Source organism: Bacteroides sp. OF03-11BH, from assembly GCF_003604005.1.
In the GTDB taxonomy this organism is placed as follows: domain Bacteria; phylum Bacteroidota; class Bacteroidia; order Bacteroidales; family Bacteroidaceae; genus Bacteroides; species Bacteroides ovatus.
Genome location: NZ_QTMW01000034.1, coordinates 1 through 22,403, shown reverse-complemented (window position 1 = coordinate 22,403; position 22,403 = coordinate 1). Strand labels below are relative to the sequence as shown.

Sequence of the window (22,403 nt, the reverse complement as noted above, 5' to 3'; positions counted from 1 at the left end):
AAAGGGTTTGCACGTAACATCAGTAAAAGGAAAAGTAACAAAGCTAATGCTATTTTAATTTAATATAGTATCTTTGTCTATATAAAAAGCACCAATAAACCCTGCTTATATTAATGAGTATGAAAGCACAAATCCTATTCCTTTTTTCCATATACTATTTCCTGATAGGAAGCACTCCTGTTATGAAAGCACAGACCGGCAAATTCTATTCAACAGACAAAGAACTTTCCAACAGTCTGATCAATGCCGTATATCAGGACCGGAAAGGATTTATCTGGATAGCTACCGAAAACGGACTTAATAAATTCGACGGGACACGTTTCTCGATCTATCGACATAATGCTACGGATAGCACCAGTTTGAAAAACAACTATGTACGGACATTATTCGAAGACAGTCGCGGTAATTTCTGGATCGGATGCATCAATGGCTTACAGCGATATGACCGCGCCACAGACAACTTTCACGAATTATTCATCTCTCGGAAAGACGGACGAAAGAATCCTCATATCACTTCCATTATTGAACGCCGGAACGGAGATCTTTGGATAGCAACTTCCGGACAAGGCGCCATATCCCTAAAAAAGAACAGCAATCCCGCCTCCTTCCATATCGAAACCGAACTGACAGACCGGATAGGTAGTAACTACCTGAATGTCATTTTCGAAGATTCCCGGCAAAATTTATGGATTGCTACAGAAGAAAAAGGACTTTACCGTTATTCTCCGGAAAATAAAGAGCTTAAAAGCTATAAAGCACCTTATCATATAGCAGGTGATGACGTTTCTGCCATTTGTGAGGATGCACACGGACAAATTTTCGTAGGAACCTTGACAAAAGGTCTTTTCAGACTATCATCCCGGCAGGAAGGAAACTTCGAACCTGTCCTCTACCAAAACCGGATGAATTTGAATATCCGGACTCTCATCATTGATACCCGTGGAAAACTTATCATAGGAACAGACGGTGAAGGAGTAAAAGAATATCAGCCTCAACAAGATATTATTGTGGACAGTGAGATTAATGCGGGTCCCTTTGACTTCTCCAAATCCAAGGTTCACTCGTTAATCGAAGATAAAGATCACAATTTATGGCTGGGCATTTTTCAGAAAGGTTTGATACTAGTGCCCGGCATTTCAAATAAGTTCGACTACTACGGCTACAAATCAATACACAACAACACCATTGGTTCCAGCTGTGTTATGGCTATTCATACAGATGAACAAGCTACAATCTGGATAGGTACGGATAACGACGGATTATATGCCATAAACGATCAGGGAAAACAATTACGCCATTACACCCATCAGGCAGGTAATCCCCAATCTGTCCCCGGCACTATCCTATGTCTCTATGAAGATTCCAATCAGGAACTTTGGCTAGGATCTTACTTCAATGGTCTGGCACGGATGAACAAACAAACCGGAACATGTCAAGATGCCACCTCGCTTTTACAAGGAAATCTTAACGCAGGCAAGCCCAAAGTTTCCTGCATCATTGAAGACAAAAACAAGAATCTCTGGGTGGGTACTTATGGTTCGGGCTTATACAAAATCAATTTACCAACTCAACATGTCACCTATTACGAATCTACCCGCAACGAAAACGATGACTGGAGCATCAACCGACTTCCAAACGATTGGATCAGCTACCTACTGGAAGATAGAGAGGGAATGATATGGATCGGCACTTATAAAGGTCTGGCCGTACTCAATCCTCAAACGGACAATTTTATCAATTATAAAAAGCAAAACAATCTCCTCCCCGGGTATGTCGTTTACAGTTTATTGGAAAGTAGTAATGGAGAGATCTGGGCTGGTACTTCCGAAGGATTGGTCTGCCTGAATAAAGACAGACTAACACCTGTACTTTTCACTACTGCCGATGGACTCCCCAGTGATATTATTTGCGGCCTGGCTGAAGACGAGAAAAAAAATATATGGATCAGTACCCATCAGGGAATCTCCAAACTGAATCCTCCGGAAAAGAAGTTTATCAACTATTATGCAGGCGACGGTCTGCAAGGAAATGAGTTTACGCGCACTGCTGTATTTAAAGATAAACGCGGCAAGATATTTTTTGGAGGTACCAATGGAGTAACAGCTTTCTACCCCCAGGATATCACCGAAATCAAAAAAGAAATGAATGTATTGATTACCGGCTTTCACGTTGCTAACCGCCCTGTGAAAAAAGGGGATAAATCCGGCAACAATGTCATCACTGATACTGCTGTCATGGATACCGAGCAATTTACACTGGCATATAATGAAAATACATTCAGCATTGATTTTTCTGTTTTGGAATTCAGCAATCCCGACCGGATTAGTTATCAATATAAGATAAAAGAATTAGGCGATGAATGGATCAGTACGCAACCGGGAACAAACCGGGTGACTTATAGCAGTCTGAAACCGGGGAAATACACTTTCTCCGTACAGGCACGCGACCATAATAATTTCTCTAATATCCGCACAGTTACTATTGCCATCACTCCACCCTGGTACCAGACCTGGTGGGCAAAAGTAATCTGGGGATGCCTCGGAGCATTACTAATCTATGCTCTTACCATGTATATTCTGTCACGTATCCGCCACCGGCAAGAAGTGATGCGACAAAAACACATGGAACAGATTAACGAAGCCAAATTACAATTCTTCATTAATATCTCACATGAAATACGTACCCCGATGACTTTTATCATCAGCCCGTTAGAGAAACTGTTAGCCGAACATTCCGAGAAACAACCGGTTTATCTCATGATTTACCGGAATGCCCAACGTATTCTACGTCTGATCAATCAACTGATGGACATACGAAAACTGGACAAAGGACAAATGCATCTGAAATTCCGGGAAACAGACATCGTAGGATTTATCAATGACTTGATGCAAACATTCAATTATCAAGCGCAAAAAAAGAACATCACATTTACTTTCGAAAAAGAACTGGAAGGTGCTGATTCTCTGAAAGTATGGATTGATCCAAATAACTTTGACAAAGTATTGATGAATGTCCTTTCCAATGCTTTCAAATATACACATGAGGGAGGAAATATCGAAGTGTTATTGAAAACCGGTCACAACGATGCCTACCGGGGTGCTTTGAAAGATTATTTCGAGATAGATATCACCGATAACGGAATCGGTATTGACAAAAACAAAATAGAACAAATATTCGAACGTTTCTATCAGATTGACAACGACATGACACAATCTAATTTCGGTACAGGAATCGGACTGCATCTTTCACGGTCGTTAGTGGAACTGCACCACGGCATCATCAAAGCAGAAAACCGCGAAGACGGACAAGGAACCCGTTTCATCATCCGCCTGCCGTTAGGTAGTAATCACTTGAAAGCAGAAGAACTGGAAAATCCTGAAGAAACCGGAAGCGAACCAACAATCTCCCAACTTCCCAAAGATTCGATCTATGAAACGGAAGAAGAAAACAAAACTAACGAGTACAGGAAACCCAAAGCAAAAACACGTTATCGCGTCTTAATCGTAGAAGATGATGAAGAAATACGCCGCTACATACGTAGCGAACTGGATAGTGATTTCCGTATCTATGAATGTACAAATGGACGGGAAGGACTGGAAACCATTTTGAAGGAGAAACCCGATCTCGTCATCAGTGATGTTATGATGCCCGAAATGGATGGGATCACTCTCTGCCGGAAAATAAAACAGAATATCAATATCAATCATATACCGATTATATTATTAACCGCCAAATCGAAAGCCGAAGACCAAATCGAAGGGCTTGAAATTGGAGCAGATGCTTATATCGTAAAACCATTCAACACTGAATTATTACGAACTACTATCAGTAATCTGATAGCCAATCGGGAAAGACTGCGCGGCAAACTGGTAGGTGAACAACAAGTAGAAGAAAAAATAACAAAGATAGAAATGAAGTCCAATGATGAGATCTTGATGAGTAAAGTAATGAAAACCATCAATGACCATCTTGCCGACCCTACCCTTAATGTAGAGATGCTGGCAGCCAACGTTGGAATGAGCCGCGTACATATGCACCGCAAATTAAAGGAGTTGACTAATCAGTCAGCACGAGATTTCATTCGTTCTATCAGACTGAAACAAGCTGCCAATCTGCTACGTGAGAAGAATCTAAGCGTTTCGGAAGTTGCATACGCTACAGGCTTCTCCAACCTCTCTCATTTTTCCAATACATTCAGAGACTTTTACGGAATTTCACCGAGTGAATATAAAGAACAACAGATGTAACAAACAGAATTAGACTTGTTACAAACAAGAATCTAAATTAGAAAGAAAGCCGTTATTGATATGACAAATAATGACTAAAGCTACTTATACATAATCAATGCAGACTGTCCGGGAATAATTACTTCCGGTCCGATCTGCGTACCTAATCCACGCACATCTATCACACCATCTTTGCATACCACTGTATATTTACCAACAGGCACTTCCAAACGCGCAGGAGTCATACGGGAATTAAAAGCCACGATAATATCTTCCCAACTATCTCCGTTCGCATGATCCTTCAGGCGGAATGCAATCAGGTTTTGTCCTTCCACCGGAAGAAACTCCAGATGCTTCCGAACCTTTTCCGCATCTCCCATACGGAAAGCGGGATGGGACTTACGCAGATCTATGAGTCGCTTATAATACATGAAAACATCTCCGTTCGTCGTTTTACGTCGCCAATCGATAGCATTGACTGCATCCGGACTCTTATAATTATTGTCCACCCCTTGTTTATCGCGCATCACTTCTTCTCCTGCATAGATAAAAGGAATACCTTGCGAAGTGAAGACTACCGTCTGCGCAAGCTTATCAAGTCGAACCTGTTGCTCGGGAGTAGCTCCCGGCATACTTGCTTTCAAGCGATCAACAAGACACAAACCGTCATGGCAGGAAACGTAGCTAATCATCTGGGTAGGCTGCTCCGCCCACGGTTTCTGACTGTAATTAACAGAATCACACCGTACTTGCGGATGCTCAATAGCACCCACAATACCGAATTTAACACTCATTTCTGCTCCCGGAACTCCGGCGAGGAAAGCCCCTTTCTCCTTTTTCCACACAGGTCCGCAAAGCCCATCACGCAATTCATCCGAGAATACGGCAATTCCCGGCATGTGGGAAACATTCCCTTTCATTGCCAACGAATCTGCCGGATATTGGGGAGTGTCGGCTGCCCAACCTTCTCCATAAATACAAATGGTAGGATCAACCTTGTTCACCGCTTTCCGGATCTCATTCATGGTTTCAATATCATGCACTCCCATCAAGTCAAAACGGAAACCGTCAATATGATATTCTTTTATCCAATAAAGAACGGACTCTATCATAAACTTGCGCATCATAGGGCGTTCACTTGCCGTCTCATTACCGCATCCGGAACCATTTGCCAATGTCCCGTCTTCTTTCTGACGATAAAAATAACCGGGAACAGTACGTTCAAAATTACTTTCAACGGTATTAAAAGTATGATTATAAACCATATCCATTATCACACGGATACCAGCTCTATGCAGTGCTTGTACCATTTGTTTGAACTCTTTCACACGAGTGGCAGGTTGATAAGGGTCAGTTGAATAAGAGCCATCCGGCACATTATAATTCGCCGGATCATATCCCCAGTTATAGTGGTTTTCTTCCAGTTTTGTTTCGTCGATAGAAGCATAATCAGAAGAAGGAAGAAGATGTACATGTGTCACTCCCAGTTCTATCAAGTGATCGATACCGGTCAATAACTTATCTGAATTCATGGTCCCGTGTTCAGTCAATGCGAGGTATTTACCTTTATTCTTAATTCCCGAAGTAGAATCAACCGAGAAGTCACGATGATGCATTTCATAGATAATCATATCAGCAGGAGATTTCAGAGAAGGACGTCTGTCACTCTCCCATCCCTCGGGATTTGTAGTCTTCCAGTCAATAATGGCAGCACGTTTCCCATTCACTCCGACAGCATGGGCATTGATTCCCGGCGTGTCTCCCTGCCATTTATCATTGATTTTTACATTGAAGGCATAGAATTTGCCAAGCAGGTTCTCATCTACTGAAGTTGTCCAGGTTCCATCTTCTGTGGGCTCCATCTTTACTGTTTCATAAGCATGTCCGCCTTCACCGGCATCATATAGCATCAGGCGTACTTCTTCTGCAGTTGGTGACCAAAGATAAAATTTGGTTGCCAACGGCGTATATTCCATTTCCGTAAGACTTCCCGTACGAACCGGATACAGCTCAAAAGAAGCATATTCCTTTTTCGCAGGGGAGCAGCTCATTACTGTTGTCACTGTAGTCACCCCTAATATTGCTAAATAATTACTTCCCATCTTCATTTAAACCTCCCCTAGATATTTCCTTTATATCTATCCCTATAATCAGTCGCTTTACTTCACCTTATCCGGATTCTTCGCTATAAAATCCTTCCAGCTATTATAACCTTTTTCCATGGTCGGCCGCCCCATTTGCAGGAAATGACAATAGGCTGCTGCCAATCCGTCTGTTGCATCCATAAAAGTAGGCATATCCTCTTTGGGAAAGCGCAACATCCGCTGCAACATATCCGCTACCTGTTCTTTGGATGCCTGCCCGTTTCCGGTGATAGCCATCTTTATCTTCAAAGGAGCATATTCCGTAATCGGAATGTCCCGGCTCAACGCCACTGCCATCGCTACCCCCTGTGCACGGCCCAACTTCAACATCGATTGTACATTTTTACCGAAGAAAGGCGCTTCAATAGCCAGCTCATCAGGCAGATAACTTTCAATAATACTCAATACCCGTTCATGGATATGGCGAAGTTTCAGATAGTGGTTGGCAAATTTACGCAAGTCGATAATCCCCATCGCAATCATTTCGGGCTTGGTTCCTTTCACTCTTAGAACACCGTATCCCATGATTGTCGTACCGGGGTCAATCCCCAGGATTATCTTTTCTTTTACCGGTTGAATCACTCTATCACCTCCATCAGGGTCGGAAACCCGATCACTTTATCTTTAAATATTTTTGCCAGTTCGTCATTCAAACGTACTCCCTGTTCCAAATGCCAACGATGCAGTAACCCACTGCTTTCCACCTCCCATTGCAAAGAATACGCACTTCCTTCTTCCCGATGACTTAATATCCGGCAAATGCGGGGTGCCTTCAACGCACCGTGTTTCTGTACTTCAGGAATATAACTCTCTTTTATCCAAATCATGAAATTGTCGTGAACGTCATCGTCCACTTGAAAAGTTGTATTATAAATCAGCATATCTTAATTTCATACTATTATTTACCGCAAACATAGCAATTATTTCAGAATAATGCATTATATTTGCGGCAACAAAAAAGATTCGTTTACAAACGTTATCATATAAGATAGAAAAGGGGCGTTAGCTCATCTGGCTAGAGCGCGACACTGGCAGTGTCGAGGTGATCGGTTCGAGTCCGATACGCTCCACTTTTTAAAAGAGCAATTTCCAAAAGAGTTGCTCTTTTTTGATAGCCTTCTTGAAGTAATTATATTGTACGAATCAGAACCAAGTTATTTGATAATTATGGAGCGCAAACTTATCATTCGTAATTTTGGAGCTATCGCTTCAGCAGATATTGCATTGAAAGACTTCAATATCTTCATAGGTGAACAAGGAGCCGGAAAGAGCACAGTGGCCAAACTAATTACTATCTTCGAGAATAGTAGGGATAAAGTTTTGAAGGTTGATTCCGACTATTTAATGACTAAGTTCTCCGAGTACAATATTATTTCGTATTTTAATCCGGACAGCTATATTAGTTATTCTTCAGAACAAGGAGATATCACCTACGAAGATGGTTCCTTCAATTTCACTTTTTCGTACCATTCGACAAGCCATAATTTATACATTCCGGCAGAACGCTTCTTCATTAGTACATTCTCCCGCTCCATAGCTACTTTGGTGTTGTCCAAAGCACCTATACCAGTCACATTGTTGGAATTTGCCTCTTTCTATGAAAAAGCAAAGAACCTATTCGTAAATTATCAAGTTCCTATTTTCAATATAATATTCCAAGTCCGTGAGGCTAGTGAGAATCTAGTTTTAAGCAATTATGATAAAATCATTCCATTCAAAGACGCATCGTCGGGTATTCAATCCGTCGTACCCTTACTCATGGTTATTGATTACATCACCAAGGAGCAATCGGACACTCACTTCGTAATAGAAGAACCGGAACTTAATCTCTTTCCTGAAACTCAAATTGCTTTGCTCCAACACATAGTAAAAGAATGTCATCAGCTGACAATAACAACTCATAGCCCATATCTACTGTCGGCTTTAAACAATATGCTAGAAGCCGGTAACGTATCTAAGTTACACCCGGAAAAAGAAGAAGAGATTGCAGCACTCATGCCTAAAAGCAGTTGGGTTGACTTTAATAAAATTACTGCCTATAAGATAGAAAAAGGACATATCATTTCTATCTTAGATAAAGAATATAACATCATTGTCGCCGACCAAATAGACTCTACTTCAGATGAACAGGGAAGGATTTTTTCTTCATTATTAGATTTAGAATAATATGGCAATATTCAAACAAGCCTGCACATGGGAAGTAACAGATAAGTTGCTGGTAGTAAAAGAAAATAAATGCAAATGCGTTTTCTCAAATCCCAATCAGCATCTACTCACAAAAATAAAGGTTGATGGTTGCCAAATTACTGATGGCATCAGATGTGACTACCTGATACTCGACCATTGTCACAACGAATATTTTGTTGAATTAAAGGGGAAAGATCTGCCTCATGCTGTTGAACAACTGGAAGCCAGTATCCAGCAATTATCAGCCCCCAACCATACAATTAAAAAAAAGGCTATTATTGTATCAAGCCGTAATCCCTCCAATGACACTTCGGTACAAAGAGCTAAAGCTATGTTCAAGAAAAAATATGGAGTAGAGCTTATACCCAAGAATATACAAATAGAAATTACAATCAAATAATATCCCGACAAATCAGACTTCCTTTTTTTTGCATAAATAGCAAAAAAAGGACCTTTATTCAAGGTCCTTTTTAATCACTTCGTCCATTTCTTTTATACGTTTCTCACGATCTTTAATGGGACCGTCTTTCTTGTCATTCTTAAATGCGTCATCGGCACGGTCGGCAACCTCGCCGCTCCATTCCTCAAACTGGTCCTTAGCCGGACGACCATTCGGCTCGATATTTTCCTCGGCTATCGAATCATGCCTGTTAATCATATCATCCATAAGTTTTCGTTTTAAAAGTTTATGGCTATAAGACAATACAAACGAAGAAAAGTTTTCTATTTTAATGATTTTTGAAGAAATCAGCCATGTTATTATACTATCAAAGAAACACTCCAGCCCAATCTGTGTCATTCATCCAGATACCTATATAAATTGCAGTTGCCGGCAACGTCCAGTACATTCAGCTCTTTCAAGCGTTTTTCCACTTTCTTTTGTGAAACCAGCCCGAAATTCCGTAACATATCACGCAACTTCCTAAACCCATATTGAGAAGTGATTTGTAGCAGTTCCCGAAGTGTTTTTATATCAGCTTCAGAAATGATCCGCTGCGACCGAATATCGAATTTCAATTCTGTGATAGGAGTATCAAGTAAAGCCTTTGCCGCTTTTATATCTTCGGGAATAAAAATTTCCGGATTCGTTTCTTCCGCCTCTCTCATGAACATATCATTATCAAAGCCATTTTGGCGGAATTTCATTTCATACGCCCGTACTGTTGCTTTAAGACGGATATTTTCTTCCTTATAAGTCCTAAGGAATCCCGCTTGAGATTTTATTTCCTGTACAAGTCCCTCAAATGCTTTCTGCGCTTGACGATATTTCATGCGTTTCCGGACACTAAAATCCTTAATATTTCCTTGTAAGACGGTATAAAGAAATAGTTGCCGTCTTTCATCATTCCTTATCATTCCGGCAAGCTCCTTTATTATTAACCGGATCAATGGGGTCAACTCTTTCAGTGATTGAAGTAGAAAAAATTCCTCTTCATTTTCCTTCATCTTCTCATCCATCCGGCGTTTGTGTTCTTCTTCGGAAAGACTGAACCGGATATTTCGTTCAAGACAATCCGTCAGACTGTTTTCATCAAGCATTAGATAATCGCCGACTTCTGAATAAATAATCTCTTGCCTTTTACACCAAGTAATAATACGTCTGGTAGATACCTGATACTTGGTTGCCGCTTCTTCAATACCAATCCATTGTTTTGTTGTCATACCTCGTTTTATTTTTAGATGTATGCGTCGCAACCAGATATAAAAAAAGGTGCGAACGATACATGTATTTCCTAGTAGAGGTAGTCGCATACCCATAGATGAAAAATACAGTATGCCCGCACCAGAACTTATATATCGATAGGGATATAAGCTTGGCACGGACATTTGATTTATCATCTATTCGAAAATGCGACTTTCCTACTAATAAATTAAATGTCCTATAAATACAAGTCCGGCTGTCAAAGGTCCGGTCCTTGATTGCAAATATACTTCTTTTTTCTGAAAAGAAAGATAATAAATGACAAGCTTTTTAGTTACAATAGAATTTTATATAAGACAAATAAGTAAACAACTACACGGGAGAATAGTTTCATCGGTGAGAAACTAAAGTTCCATCAGTGTGAAACTATAGTTTCATCAGTAAGAAACTAATAGTTCCAAGCAAGAGAAACTAAAGTTTCAAGGCGATGAAACTGTAGTTTCGAACCGCAAAACCAATAGTTTCAAGGCTTGAAACTATCGGTTACAAGGCAGGTCCCGCCCCGTAAGTACAGGGGTAATAAATAAAATAGCTTATCTGCCTGTGGTTAATACTATTCAGGCAATGAAACTTCATCTGTGATTTTTACTTGATTTGGGTATGCATCTCTACCATACCGTCTTTGCAGTGCGTTTATATCTTCTTAGCTTTGCAGTGACAGCATTATTGCCGTCACAGTGCTGTCACCATGCTGCTGTCACGCCATTAACTTTTCATAATCAAACAGTTAAGTTACAATCTGTGACAGATGACAGCAAATTTATTTTTTTTATTTATTGGAGAGAGTATAAGTTCAACTTATAAATGCAATATTTCTTTTTTATTAATCGGACTTTAGATGCAAAGTTGCTTATTTATTCCGATAGAGTTGCGGACGGAAAGGAACATAAAGAGTGTAATTACTATCCGCCGGCTTTCCTCCCACCAATGCAGGTGACCATTTCGGCATTCCTTTGACAATGCGGAGAGCCTCCTCTGCAAATTCCGGATGAGTGGAACGTAGAATATGAGGACGAAGGATAACCCCTTCTTTATCAATAGTAAACTCACATAAAGCATAACCCGAAACATTCTTCTCCAAAAGCCCTGACGGATAAACCATTTCACTGGCAATATATTCTTCCGGAGCCATCGCAGAGAAATGAGCAGGTTCTTCCACTTGCCTTCCGGAAAGCGTCTTTGAACGGGGACCCACCGGATAAATTCCGATATACATCGGCCGCTTATAAGCATCCGGCTCTTCCTTGGTGCGCTGTTGCAATGCTTTTAATAAAGCAGCGGCCTCCACTGCCAACGTCTGTTCAGAAATATTTTCCCCTCGGGATAACATATAAGCCGACTGACAAACCAACACGAGACGTTCCATCAACGTTCCCTTTTCCGGCGACCATTTACGTCCCATCTGCTCTTTACCTTTAGCATCCGTAGAAGAGAAAAAATAAACAATTCCATCCAAACCAGCCGTAGAACCGTCCAAATCCTGTACCTGTTCTGTCACCAAACGAAAGATAGCCCCTAAAGACTGATATAGGGAAGCACTAATGACAACCGATTTAGTATCCACCGTCACCGTCCCCTTCTCTGCCTGCCAATAAGTACGCGATAATGTGTTCGAAACCAGGGTATAACGTCCATTCCTCTTCTCTACCGACATTGCATACTCCGGCGAAAAGGAAGGGATAGCTGCAAAACGCGCATAAGGCTGTTTCTGGAAGCCCGTATTAAGTAAAGAAAACACACTACGATAATATTCGCCTAACTCGCCTGTATAAGTGGAAAAAGGTTTCACCGGCTCCAAATAGTCAATCTGGGCCGCAAGGCGAAAAGAAAAGGTTAAAAGCAGAAGACAGAAAACAATCTTTTTCATAAGTTGCCGGATTTTCGGTACATATCGGCAACAAAGATACAAATTATTTCGATGGTTCGTGATAAAATTATATCTTTGCACGGTTTTTACTAAGAAACTGAATAACAATACATCAAAAATATGATAGCTAAGATTGAACAACTTCTGAAAGAGGTGGAAGCCTTACACGCCTCCAATGCCGAAGAACTCGAAGCTCTCCGCATCAAATACCTAAGTAAGAAGGGAGCCATTAACGACTTAATGGCAGATTTCCGTAATGTAGCTGCCGAACAGAAAAAAGAAGTCGGCATGAGACTGAATGAACTGAAAACAAAAGCGCAGGACAAAATCAACGCGCTGAAAGAAATGTTTGAAAGTCAGGACAACGATTGTGACGGACTGGATTTGACGCGTTCGGCTTATCCTGTAGAACTCGGTACACGCCACCCGCTCACCATTGTAAAGAACGAAATCATTGATATCTTTGCCCGTCTGGGATTCAGCATTGCCGAAGGTCCGGAAATTGAAGATGACTGGCACGTGTTCTCGGCACTGAACTTTGCCGAAGACCATCCGGCACGCGATATGCAGGACACTTTCTTTATCGAAGCTCACCCGGACGTAGTATTGCGTACACATACTTCTTCTGTACAGACTCGTGTGATGGAAACTTCACAGCCTCCTATCCGCATCATCTGTCCGGGACGTGTATATCGTAACGAAGCTATCAGCTATCGCGCACACTGTTTCTTCCATCAGGTAGAAGCGCTGTATGTAGATAAAAACGTATCATTCACCGACTTGAAGCAGGTATTGCTGCTCTTCGCCAAAGAAATGTTCGGTGCTGATACAAAGATCCGTCTGCGTCCGTCTTACTTCCCGTTTACCGAACCAAGTGCGGAAATGGATATCAGCTGTAATATCTGCGGCGGTAAAGGATGTCCGTTCTGTAAACACACCGGCTGGGTAGAAATCCTCGGTTGCGGTATGGTAGACCCGAACGTACTTGAATCAAATGGTATAGACAGCAAAATATACAGCGGTTATGCCCTCGGTATGGGTATCGAGCGTATCACAAACCTGAAATATCAGGTGAAAGACCTCCGTATGTTCTCTGAAAACGATACACGCTTCCTAAAAGAATTCGAAGCGGCATATTAATAATGTGCTAAATTTACCAGTATGCCAATGTTCCCAATGAAACCGTCGGACGGTGATCGGGACATTGGCATATTCATCAACAGACCAATCAGGCCAACGGCGTTGGTTTCCAATCAATGCGAATCGGTCGATTGAACGATCATTCATTATGGCAAAGGATAGACTCATTACTCCCAGTTATTGTTTCATCTTGGCAGCCAACTTCCTGCTATACTTCGGTTTCTGGTTGCTGATTCCTGTTTTGCCGTTCTATTTATCCGAATTCTTCCAGGCTGGAAATTCCACTATCGGCATTGTCCTCTCCTGCTACACGGTGGCAGCTCTCTGTATCCGTCCATTTTCCGGTTATCTGCTCGACACGTTTGCCCGAAAACCTCTTTATCTGTTTGCTTACTTCATCTTTATGATGATGTTCGGCGGATATTTAATTGCCGGTTCCCTTACCTTATTTATTATATTCCGAATCATTCACGGCGTCTCTTTCGGAATGGTCACAGTAGGCGGAAACACGGTAGTAATAGACATTATGCCCTCTTCCCGGCGAGGGGAAGGCTTAGGTTATTACGGACTTACCAACAACACAGCCATGTCCATCGGACCGATGTTCGGACTGTTTCTGCATGATGCGGGAGTTTCTTTTGCTACGATATTCTGCTATGCATTCGGTTCCTGTATTTTAGGTTTTCTATGCGCAAGTCTGGTTAAAACGCCCTACAAGCCTCCTGTGAAACGGGAACCGATCTCGCTCGACCGCTTTATCCTGATGAAAGGACTGCCTGCCGGACTTAGTCTGCTGCTGCTTTCCATCCCTTACGGAATGACGACCAACTATGTTGCCATGTACGCCCGCCAAATAGGATTGAACACACAAACCGGATTCTTCTTCACCTTTATGGCAGTCGGTATGGCCATCTCGCGTATCTTTTCAGGAAAACTGGTGGATCGCGGAAAAATAACGCAAGTAATAGCTGCCGGATTATACCTGGTTGTTTTCAGCTTCTTCCTGCTTTCAACTTGTGTATATCTGATTCAATGGAATGATACAGCCTGTACCCTGCTGTTTTTTGGCATCGCATTATTAATGGGCGTCGGGTTTGGAATTATGTTTCCGGCATTTAACACGCTGTTTGTCAACCTCGCCCCCAACAGTCAGCGGGGAACAGCGACTTCCACCTACCTCACTTCCTGGGATGTAGGAATCGGTATCGGTATGCTGACGGGAGGATATATCGCAGAAATAAGTACATTTGATAAGGCCTATCTTTTCGGAGCCTGCCTGACGGTAGTTTCCACCCTCTATTTCAAACTAAAAGTGACGCCTCATTACCATAAAAACAAGCTACGATGAGAAAGAAAGAACGTTATGAGAAAGTAATCGCCTGGTTTCAGGACAATGTACCTGTAGCCGAAACCGAACTGCATTACAACAATCCGTATGAGTTGCTGATCGCTGTTATTCTTTCTGCACAATGTACGGACAAACGGGTGAATATCATCACTCCTCCTTTGTATAAAGATTTTCCGACTCCGGAAGCACTGGCTGCCACTACGCCGGAAGTGATTTTCGAATATATACGAAGCGTGTCTTATCCCAACAACAAAGCCAAACATCTGGTCGGTATGGCAAAGATGCTGGTGAATGACTTCAATAGCGAGGTGCCGGATAATCTGGAAGATCTGATAAAGTTGCCCGGTGTAGGAAGAAAGACTGCCAATGTGATTCAGTCGGTTGTATTCAAAAAAGCGGCAATGGCGGTAGATACACACGTGTTCCGTGTCAGCCACCGTATCGGACTGGTGCCGGACAGTTGCACCACCCCGTTCAGCGTGGAAAAAGAACTGGTGAAGAATATTCCGGAAAAGCTCATACCGATTGCCCATCACTGGCTCATCCTGCACGGCCGTTACGTTTGTCAGGCACGTACTCCCAAATGTGACACCTGTGGTTTGCAAATGATGTGCAAATATTTCTGTAACACCTATAAAGTTACAAAAGAGGAACCAAAAGCCAAGAATAAATAACGATTTAATAGCAAGGAACCGAAATAAATAGTAACTTTGCGGTCGTTCTAAAAGAAGAATTTTAAAAACACTTTTAAATAAAAATAGAGTATTATGCAGACAATTGACAAATTCAATTTTGCCGGTAAAAAGGCATTTGTTCGCGTGGACTTCAATGTACCCCTGGACGAAAACTTCAACATTACAGATGACACTCGTATGCGTGCAGCTCTTCCTACTTTGAAGAAGATCCTGGCAGACGGCGGAAGCATCATCATTGGCTCTCACCTGGGCCGTCCGAAAGGCGTTGCCGATAAATTCTCTTTGAAACATATCATCAAGCATCTGTCTGAATTGCTGGGCGTTGAAGTTCAGTTCGCTAACGACTGCATGGGCGAAGAAGCTGCTGTAAAAGCTGCTGCTCTGCAACCGGGAGAAGTGCTGTTGCTCGAAAACCTTCGTTTCTACGCTGAAGAAGAAGGTAAACCAAGAGGTTTGGCAGAAGATGCAACTGACGAAGAAAAAGCTGCTGCTAAGAAAGCAGTAAAAGAAAGCCAGAAAGAATTTACCAAGAAATTGGCTTCTTACGCTGACTGCTACGTAAACGACGCATTCGGTACTGCTCACCGTGCACACGCTTCTACAGCATTGATCGCTAAATATTTCGATGTAAACAACAAGATGTTCGGTTACTTGATGGAAAAAGAAGTGAAAGCTGTTGATAAAGTATTGAACGATATCAAACGTCCGTTCACTGCTATCATGGGCGGTTCTAAAGTTTCTTCTAAAATCGAAATCATCGAAAACCTGTTGAGCAAGGTAGACAACCTGATTATCGCTGGTGGTATGACTTATACATTTACTAAAGCTATGGGCGGCAAAATCGGTATCTCTATCTGTGAGGACGACAAACTTGACCTGGCTTTGGATTTGATGAAAAAAGCAAAAGAAAAAGGTGTAAACCTGGTATTGGCTGTTGACGCTAAGATTGCTGACGCATTCTCTAACGATGCAAATACTAAATTCTGTGCTGTTGACGAAATTCCTGACGGATGGGAAGGTCTTGATATCGGTCCTAAGACTGAAGAAATCTTCGCTAACGTTATCAAAGAATCTAAGACTATTCTTTGGAACGGTCCTACAGGCGTATTCGAATTTGACAACTTCACTCACGGCTCACGTGCAGTAGGTGAAGCAATCGTTGAAGCAACTAAGAACGGCGCATTCTCACTTGTGGGTGGTGGCGACTCTGTAGCTTGTGTTAACAAGTTTGGTTTGGCTAGCGGTGTATCTTATGTTTCAACTGGTGGTGGCGCATTGCTCGAAGCAATCGAAGGAAAAGTTCTTCCGGGTATCGCTGCTATTCAAGAATAAGATAATTGTTAAAATCACATAGTTAATTATTAGAAGGGCAGTTCTTTGTGAAAAGAGTTGCCCTTATTTATAAAAACAGAATTCCTCTTATTTATAAAAACGAGGTATGAAAAGACCGATACTATTCTTTTGGTTCATCCTTTTCTTCCTTTACTCTTGTCAGAGAAAGAAAGGAGATAGCTCTTTTTTACCTCTAACCGAACTGCAACCACTTACCCTGGGCATGATGCCTACACTGGACGGACTTCCTTTTCATATAGCCAAAACGCAAGGCATTTACGACTCATTAGGACTGGATTTGACCATTCTTTCATTCAACTCTGCCAACGACCGGGACGCTGCTTTCCAAACCCGGAAAATAGATGGCATGATTACTGACTATCCCAGTGCGGTAGCATTACAAGCTATTCATCATACTGATTTAGGATTCATCCTGAAGAATGATGGTTATTTCTGCTTCATTGTCTCCAAAGAAAGTAACATCAACCAACTGGAACAGCTCAAGGAAAAGAATATCGCCGTGTCGCGCAACACAGTTATCGAATATGCCACCGACCAGCTATTAAGCAAAGCCGGAATCAAGCATGCGGAAATAAACATGCCGGAAATCGGCCAGCTTCCTCTCCGTCTGCAAATGTTGCAGTACAATCAAATTGATGCCTCTTTCCTACCCGACCCTGCCGCATCCATCGCCATGAACAGTAAACATCGTTCATTGGTAAGTACGCAAGAGTTGGGTATCGATTTCACCGCTACCGCTTTTTCACGAAAAGCGCTCAACGAGAAGAGAGAAGAAATCGAGCTACTCATCACAGGATATAACCTGGGAGTAGATTACATAAAAATGCACCCGCAGAAAGAATGGGAGCAAGTATTGATAGAAATAGGTGTGCCCGAAAATCTGACAGGACTCGTCGCCCTCCCCAATTATCAAAAAGCAAAACGCCCCTCCGCTGAAGCGATAGACAAGGCTATACACTGGTTGAAAGAAAACCACCGAATACCCCAAACCTACTCTGAAAAGAATCTGATTGACACTACATTTATTCCCACAGTATCAACTATAATCAAAATCAAATAACAACTAACTCATGCGAAAAACACTACTCCAACTCTTAACCTTTGTAGTATGCATTACAAGTATGCAAAATCCTCTCCTGGCACAGGAGCAGACACCATTAAATCAAGTTGTCAACACACTGAAAGAACGGATTAGTCTCTCCGGATATGCCCAACTGGGATACACTTATGACGATGCAGCGAATCCGGATAACACATTCGACATCAAACGAATCATTTTCATGGCACACGGAAAGATCACCAAACGGTGGACTTGTGATTTTATGTACGACTTCTACAACGGGGGCATGTTACTCGAAGTGTATACCGATTATCAGTTTCTCCCCGGACTTACGGCACGTATCGGTGAATTCAAGGTTCCTTATACCATAGAAAACGAATTGTCTCCTACTACAGTAGAACTTATCAATTGCTATTCACAGTCTGTCTGCTATCTGGCAGGAGTAAGCGGTAGCGATAAGTGTTACGGAATGACTTCCGGACGGGATATCGGTATGATGCTTCACGGGAAATTATTTCGTGACTTCCTACAATATAAAGTAGCTGTAATGAACGGACAGGGACTGAACACCAAAGACAAAAACAGTCAAAAAGATGTGGTCGGTAATCTGATGGTTAATCCGCTGAAATGGTTGTCCGTAGGTGGTTCGTTTATCCGCGGAACAGGACACGCCATAGCTGACTCTGAATATACCGGAATCAAAGTAGGAGAAAATTACGCCAAGAGACGCTGGAGTGCAGGAGGGGTTGTCACCACTTCCACTTTTAATCTGCGTACGGAATATCTTGCCGGAAAAGATCGGAGTGTGAAAAGCGAAGGTTTCTATGCAACAGGAAGCGTGCGTTTTGCCCGGAATTTCGATTTCATCGCTTCGTTCGATTATTTCAACCCTAACAAGAGTGCAGATTTCAAACAAAATAACTATATTGCAGGCGTACAATACTGGTTTTATCCCAGATGCCGGTTACAGGCACAATACACCTTTTGTAATAAGAAAGGAGATGGACAAAAAGATTCCAACCTGATACAAGCACAGGTACAAGTGAGGTTTTAAATTCAAGGACTAAATTTAAGTATTAGGTATCAAGTATTAGAGCCGAAGCATCAGGGTTAAGTTCCAAGGTAAAGTATCAAGGCTATAGTAAGTAGTACCTTAACAATAGGATTAAAGCAGTAGAGTTGAAGCAGCCGAATCAAATAATTATAAAATATAAACCTTATTAATAACAGAACAAAAATCATGGAACACAAAATCGCCGAAACCAACGCCCGAATAGACGTGGCCGACGTATTAAGAGGATTGGCAGTAATGGGGATCATCCTCTTGCACAGCATCGAACACTTTAATTTCTATTCTTTCCCGGAAGAAGTCCCTTTTGAATGGATGAAATTTACCGATCAGGCTATCTGGAGAGGATTATTCTTCACATTCAGTAATAAAGCATACGCTGTATTTGCTTTGCTCTTCGGTTTCAGTTTCTATATTCAGGACAATAACCAACAACGGAGAGGGAAAGATTTCCGCCTGCGTTTTTTATGGAGATTATTCATCCTATTCATTATAGGACAATTCAATGCCGCTTTCTTTACCGGCGAAATATTAACCATGTATGCGATTTTAGGAATTATCCTGCCGATATTCTGCCGGATGAGTGACCGTACAGTTGCCATCTTTGCTACTTTATTAATCCTTCAACCTATCGACTGGGCAAAACTGATCTATGCCTTGTGCAATCCTGACTATGTGGCAGGTAAAAGTTTGGCAGGTTATTATTTCAGCATCGCTTTCGACGTACAAAAACATGGCAACTTCCTTGAAACAGTCCGCATGAATATGTGGGAAGGACAAATGGCTAACATGACCTGGGCTTTGGAACATGGACGTATCTTACAAACACCGGGATTATTCCTATTCGGAATGCTGGTTGGCCGCCGCAAATATTTCCTGTATAGCGAACAGAACGAACGCTTGTGGTTAAAAGCATTAGCCATTTCGCTTCTCTGCTTCTTCCCCATCTACGGATTGAACAATATGTTGCCGGAATTCATCGAACGGAGTGCCGTCCTTGTTCCTCTACAGTTGATATTAAGTTCATTCAGCAGCCTTAGTTTCATGGTATTACTGGTGACAGGATTACTGTTGACTTTCTACCGTGTGAAAGACCGCAGTTTCTTTATGCGTTTCACATCTTATGGTAAAATGAGTTTAACGAATTATCTCGGGCAATCCATTTTCGGTTCTCTTTTGTTCTATCATTGGGGATTCGAATTGGGACGATATTTAGGAATCACCTATAGCTTCCTTTTTGGCATCCTTTTTGTTCTATTACAAATGGTATTCTGTTCGTGGTGGCTCCGACACCATAAACATGGTCCTTTTGAGGGTCTCTGGAAACGTTTGACCTGGATTGGAAAAAATAAATAATTAAATAATGATGAACGAAAAAACGATTAATGAACAATACGCATATATACGTACCTTACTTGAAGAGAAAAGGCTCAAGGAAGCTCTGATGCAGTTGGAATCTCTGCTGTGGCAGTGTCCTGACTGGGATCTACGCACTCGCCTGGAACAATTGCAGACTTCCTACAAATATATGCTGGAATACATGAAACAGGGAGCAAATGACCCTGAACGATGGAATCTGTATCAGAAAATGGTATCAGACACGTGGGGAATTGCCGACCAATCACGTTTGCTCATATTGGATAACGCTTCATCAAGATACTATCATGAAGTACGACGTACTCCCAAATCGTCAGATTTGTCAAACTATGGTCTTAAAACCATATTGCACATACTGGAGTCTTTTAATGACGACTTGGCAGTCAGTGGATTACTGTCTGACGAAAAGATGGATGAAGTATTAAAGCGGCATGAGGACACGCTCAAGTTTATGTTTATCAGAACATGGACAAACAGTGCCTGGACTCCCGAAGACGAGGAAGATGCAAAAGCCATGCTTGCCTCGGAATTACTTCCGGGAGACGACTTATGCTTATTTGTCAGTGCCCTCACATTGAGCTTGATGGAATGTTTCGACTTACGAAAAATAATGTGGTTGCTTGATGCTTACGAGCATCCCAACGTCAACGTCAGCCAACGGGCATTGGTTGGTGCGATGATTATTTTCCACATTTACAGAAGCCGCCTTACTTTCTATCCGGAACTGATAAAAAGGGTGGATCTCATGGAAGAAATTCCTTCATTCAGAGAAGATGTCGCTCGCATTTACCGCCAAATGCTATTATGTCAGGAAACGGAAAAGATTGACAAAAAAATGAGGGAGGAGATTATTCCCGAAATGCTGAAGAATGTTTCCTCCATGAAAAATATGCGGTTCGGCTTTGAAGAAAGCGATGAAGAGAACAACGACATGAATCCGGATTGGGAAGATGCATTCGAGAAATCCGGACTGGGGGATAAATTGCGTGAAATGAACGAATTGCAGTTGGAGGGTGCAGATGTATATATGAGTACTTTTGCGGCTTTGAAAAACTATCCGTTCTTCCGCGAGGTGCATAACTGGTTTTATCCATTCAGCAAGCAACAGTCTAATGTGCTCAAGGCAATGAAGCAGGCAGGAAATCAGGGAGGCAGTCTACTGGATTTAATTCTTCAATCGGGATTCTTCAGTAACAGTGATAAGTACTCTCTCTTTTTCACGATCCATCAATTGCCACAGTCACAACAGGATATGATGTTGAGCCAACTGAATGAACAACAGGTTGCAGAATTGGCGGAGAAATCGAATGTTGAGACGATGAAGAAATTCAATGAACGTCCGGGAACGGTCAGCAACCAGTACCTGCACGATTTGTATCGTTTCTTCAAACTTAGTGTGCGCAAGAGTGAATTCAGAGATATTTTTAAAGAGAAGCTCGATCTTCATCATGTCCCTGCACTCGACAATATATTGCACTGGGAAGATGTATTATTCCCCATTGCCGATTTCTACCTGTCAAAGGAACGTTGGGACGAGGCTATTGAAATTTATGAAGAGTTGGAAACGATTGGCGGATTCGAAGGAGAGAGTGCTGAATATTACCAGAAGTTTGGCTATGCATTGCAGAAAAGAAAGAAATATGCAGAAGCTATCCAGGCTTACCTGAAAGCAGACACGTTGAAACCGGATAATATCTGGAACAATCGCCATCTGGCTATTTGTTATCGGTTGAACAGAAATTACCAGGTAGCAATCACCTATTATAAGAAGGTAGAAGAAGCTGCTCCGGAAGATACCAATGTGACTTTCCATATCGGTAGCTGTCTGGCCGAATTGGGGCAATATGAAGAAGCACTGAATTATTTCTTCAAACTGGATTTCATCGAGAACAACTGTATTAAGGCATGGCGTGGTATCGGATGGTGTTCATTTATCAGCCAGAAACATGAACAGGCGATGAAGTATTATGAAAAAATAATAGAACAAAAGCCTCTGGCTATTGACTATATGAATGCAGGACATGTTGCCTGGGTGATGGGAGATATTCAGAAAGCGTCCGTTTTCTATGGAAAAGCCATTACGGCTAGTGGAAACCGGGAACGATTCCTGGAAATGTTCCATAAAGATGAAGAAGCTCTTCTCACACAAGGAATTCGGGAAGAAGATATTCCTCTGATGTTGGATTTATGTAAGTATTCGGCCAACTACAGGTATTAAACCTTTATATACAACAA

Annotated in this window: 17 protein-coding genes and 1 tRNA gene; 12 read left to right on the top strand and 6 right to left on the bottom strand. The window is 41.9% G+C overall.

Features of this window, described 5'->3' with window-relative positions:
• Window positions 1-113 precede the first annotated feature (113 nt).
• The gene (locus tag DXA54_RS20050; protein WP_120080522.1) at window positions 114-4,247 is read left to right on the top strand and encodes a two-component regulator propeller domain-containing protein; all 4,134 of its coding nucleotides are present in this window, start codon (window positions 114-116) and stop codon (window positions 4,245-4,247) included.
• A gap of 80 nt (window positions 4,248-4,327) precedes the next feature.
• On the opposite strand, the gene pulA is transcribed toward DXA54_RS20050, so the two are convergent.
• From pulA to DXA54_RS20035, 3 genes are read right to left on the bottom strand one after another with little or no spacing between them, the layout of a single operon-like run.
• Window positions 4,328-6,334 carry a type I pullulanase gene (gene pulA, locus DXA54_RS20045; protein ID WP_120080520.1) on the bottom strand — a complete coding sequence of 669 codons (2,007 nt, stop codon included), beginning with the start codon at window positions 6,332-6,334 and terminating at the stop codon, window positions 4,328-4,330.
• A 51-nt stretch (window positions 6,335-6,385) separates the two neighbouring features.
• On the bottom strand, window positions 6,386-6,952 hold the full coding sequence (gene ruvC / locus DXA54_RS20040; RefSeq protein WP_004300848.1) for a crossover junction endodeoxyribonuclease RuvC: 567 nt from the start codon (window positions 6,950-6,952) through the stop codon (window positions 6,386-6,388).
• Window positions 6,949-7,251 (bottom strand): DUF4286 family protein, encoded by a 303-nt coding sequence (locus DXA54_RS20035; protein WP_004304386.1) that lies wholly within the window; start codon window positions 7,249-7,251, stop codon window positions 6,949-6,951. Before DXA54_RS20035 ends, ruvC begins: the two co-directional genes overlap by 4 nt.
• 115 nt (window positions 7,252-7,366) lie before the next feature.
• On the opposite strand from DXA54_RS20035, the gene DXA54_RS20030 reads away from it, so the two are divergent.
• The 3 genes from DXA54_RS20030 (at window position 7,367) to DXA54_RS20020 (ending at window position 8,957) form a co-directional block, all read left to right on the top strand.
• Window positions 7,367-7,440: transfer RNA gene (locus DXA54_RS20030), tRNA-Ala, on the top strand.
• Window positions 7,441-7,537: 97 nt separating this feature from the next.
• Entirely contained in the window at window positions 7,538-8,536 is a 999-nt protein-coding gene (locus tag DXA54_RS20025; protein WP_004311410.1) for an AAA family ATPase, read from the top strand.
• Window position 8,537: 1 nt separating this feature from the next.
• Window positions 8,538-8,957 (top strand): hypothetical protein, encoded by a 420-nt coding sequence (locus DXA54_RS20020; RefSeq protein ID WP_004304388.1) that lies wholly within the window; start codon window positions 8,538-8,540, stop codon window positions 8,955-8,957.
• 54 nt (window positions 8,958-9,011) lie between these two features.
• On the opposite strand, the gene DXA54_RS20015 is transcribed toward DXA54_RS20020, so the two are convergent.
• The 3 genes from DXA54_RS20015 to DXA54_RS20005 all read right to left on the bottom strand — a co-directional run bounded on the left by DXA54_RS20015 (window position 9,012) and on the right by DXA54_RS20005 (window position 12,126).
• A complete protein-coding gene (locus DXA54_RS20015) occupies window positions 9,012-9,224 on the bottom strand; it encodes a hypothetical protein (protein WP_004304389.1) in 213 nt (70 codons plus the stop codon).
• 128 nt (window positions 9,225-9,352) lie between these two features.
• Complete coding sequence (locus DXA54_RS20010) at window positions 9,353-10,219, bottom strand: hypothetical protein (protein WP_009040537.1); 867 nt, start codon at window positions 10,217-10,219, stop codon at window positions 9,353-9,355.
• Window positions 10,220-11,109: 890 nt separating this feature from the next.
• A complete protein-coding gene (locus DXA54_RS20005; RefSeq protein WP_004304392.1) occupies window positions 11,110-12,126 on the bottom strand; it encodes an energy transducer TonB in 1,017 nt (338 codons plus the stop codon).
• 120 nt (window positions 12,127-12,246) lie between these two features.
• Between DXA54_RS20005 and pheS the strand changes: the two genes are divergently transcribed.
• From pheS to DXA54_RS19960, 8 genes are all read left to right on the top strand, one after another.
• Window positions 12,247-13,266 (top strand): phenylalanine--tRNA ligase subunit alpha, encoded by a 1,020-nt coding sequence (gene pheS / locus DXA54_RS20000; RefSeq protein WP_004300862.1) that lies wholly within the window; start codon window positions 12,247-12,249, stop codon window positions 13,264-13,266.
• A 148-nt stretch (window positions 13,267-13,414) separates the two neighbouring features.
• Window positions 13,415-14,614 (top strand): MFS transporter, encoded by a 1,200-nt coding sequence (locus tag DXA54_RS19990; RefSeq protein ID WP_118161344.1) that lies wholly within the window; start codon window positions 13,415-13,417, stop codon window positions 14,612-14,614.
• Window positions 14,611-15,288, top strand: a complete 678-nt coding sequence (gene nth / locus DXA54_RS19985; RefSeq protein ID WP_061447805.1) for an endonuclease III — start codon at window positions 14,611-14,613, stop codon at window positions 15,286-15,288. Before DXA54_RS19990 ends, nth begins: the two co-directional genes overlap by 4 nt.
• A 93-nt stretch (window positions 15,289-15,381) precedes the next feature.
• Entirely contained in the window at window positions 15,382-16,641 is a 1,260-nt protein-coding gene (locus tag DXA54_RS19980; RefSeq protein ID WP_004300866.1) for a phosphoglycerate kinase, read from the top strand.
• 106 nt (window positions 16,642-16,747) lie between these two features.
• The gene (locus tag DXA54_RS19975) at window positions 16,748-17,722 is read left to right on the top strand and encodes an ABC transporter substrate-binding protein (protein WP_120080518.1); all 975 of its coding nucleotides are present in this window, start codon (window positions 16,748-16,750) and stop codon (window positions 17,720-17,722) included.
• A 10-nt stretch (window positions 17,723-17,732) separates the two neighbouring features.
• Window positions 17,733-18,776 carry a porin gene (locus DXA54_RS19970; RefSeq protein WP_120080516.1) on the top strand — a complete coding sequence of 348 codons (1,044 nt, stop codon included), beginning with the start codon at window positions 17,733-17,735 and terminating at the stop codon, window positions 18,774-18,776.
• A gap of 186 nt (window positions 18,777-18,962) precedes the next feature.
• A complete protein-coding gene (locus DXA54_RS19965) occupies window positions 18,963-20,147 on the top strand; it encodes a DUF418 domain-containing protein (RefSeq protein WP_004304398.1) in 1,185 nt (394 codons plus the stop codon).
• Window positions 20,148-20,154: 7 nt separating this feature from the next.
• Entirely contained in the window at window positions 20,155-22,386 is a 2,232-nt protein-coding gene (locus DXA54_RS19960) for a tetratricopeptide repeat protein (protein WP_207903517.1), read from the top strand.
• Window positions 22,387-22,403 lie beyond the last annotated feature (17 nt).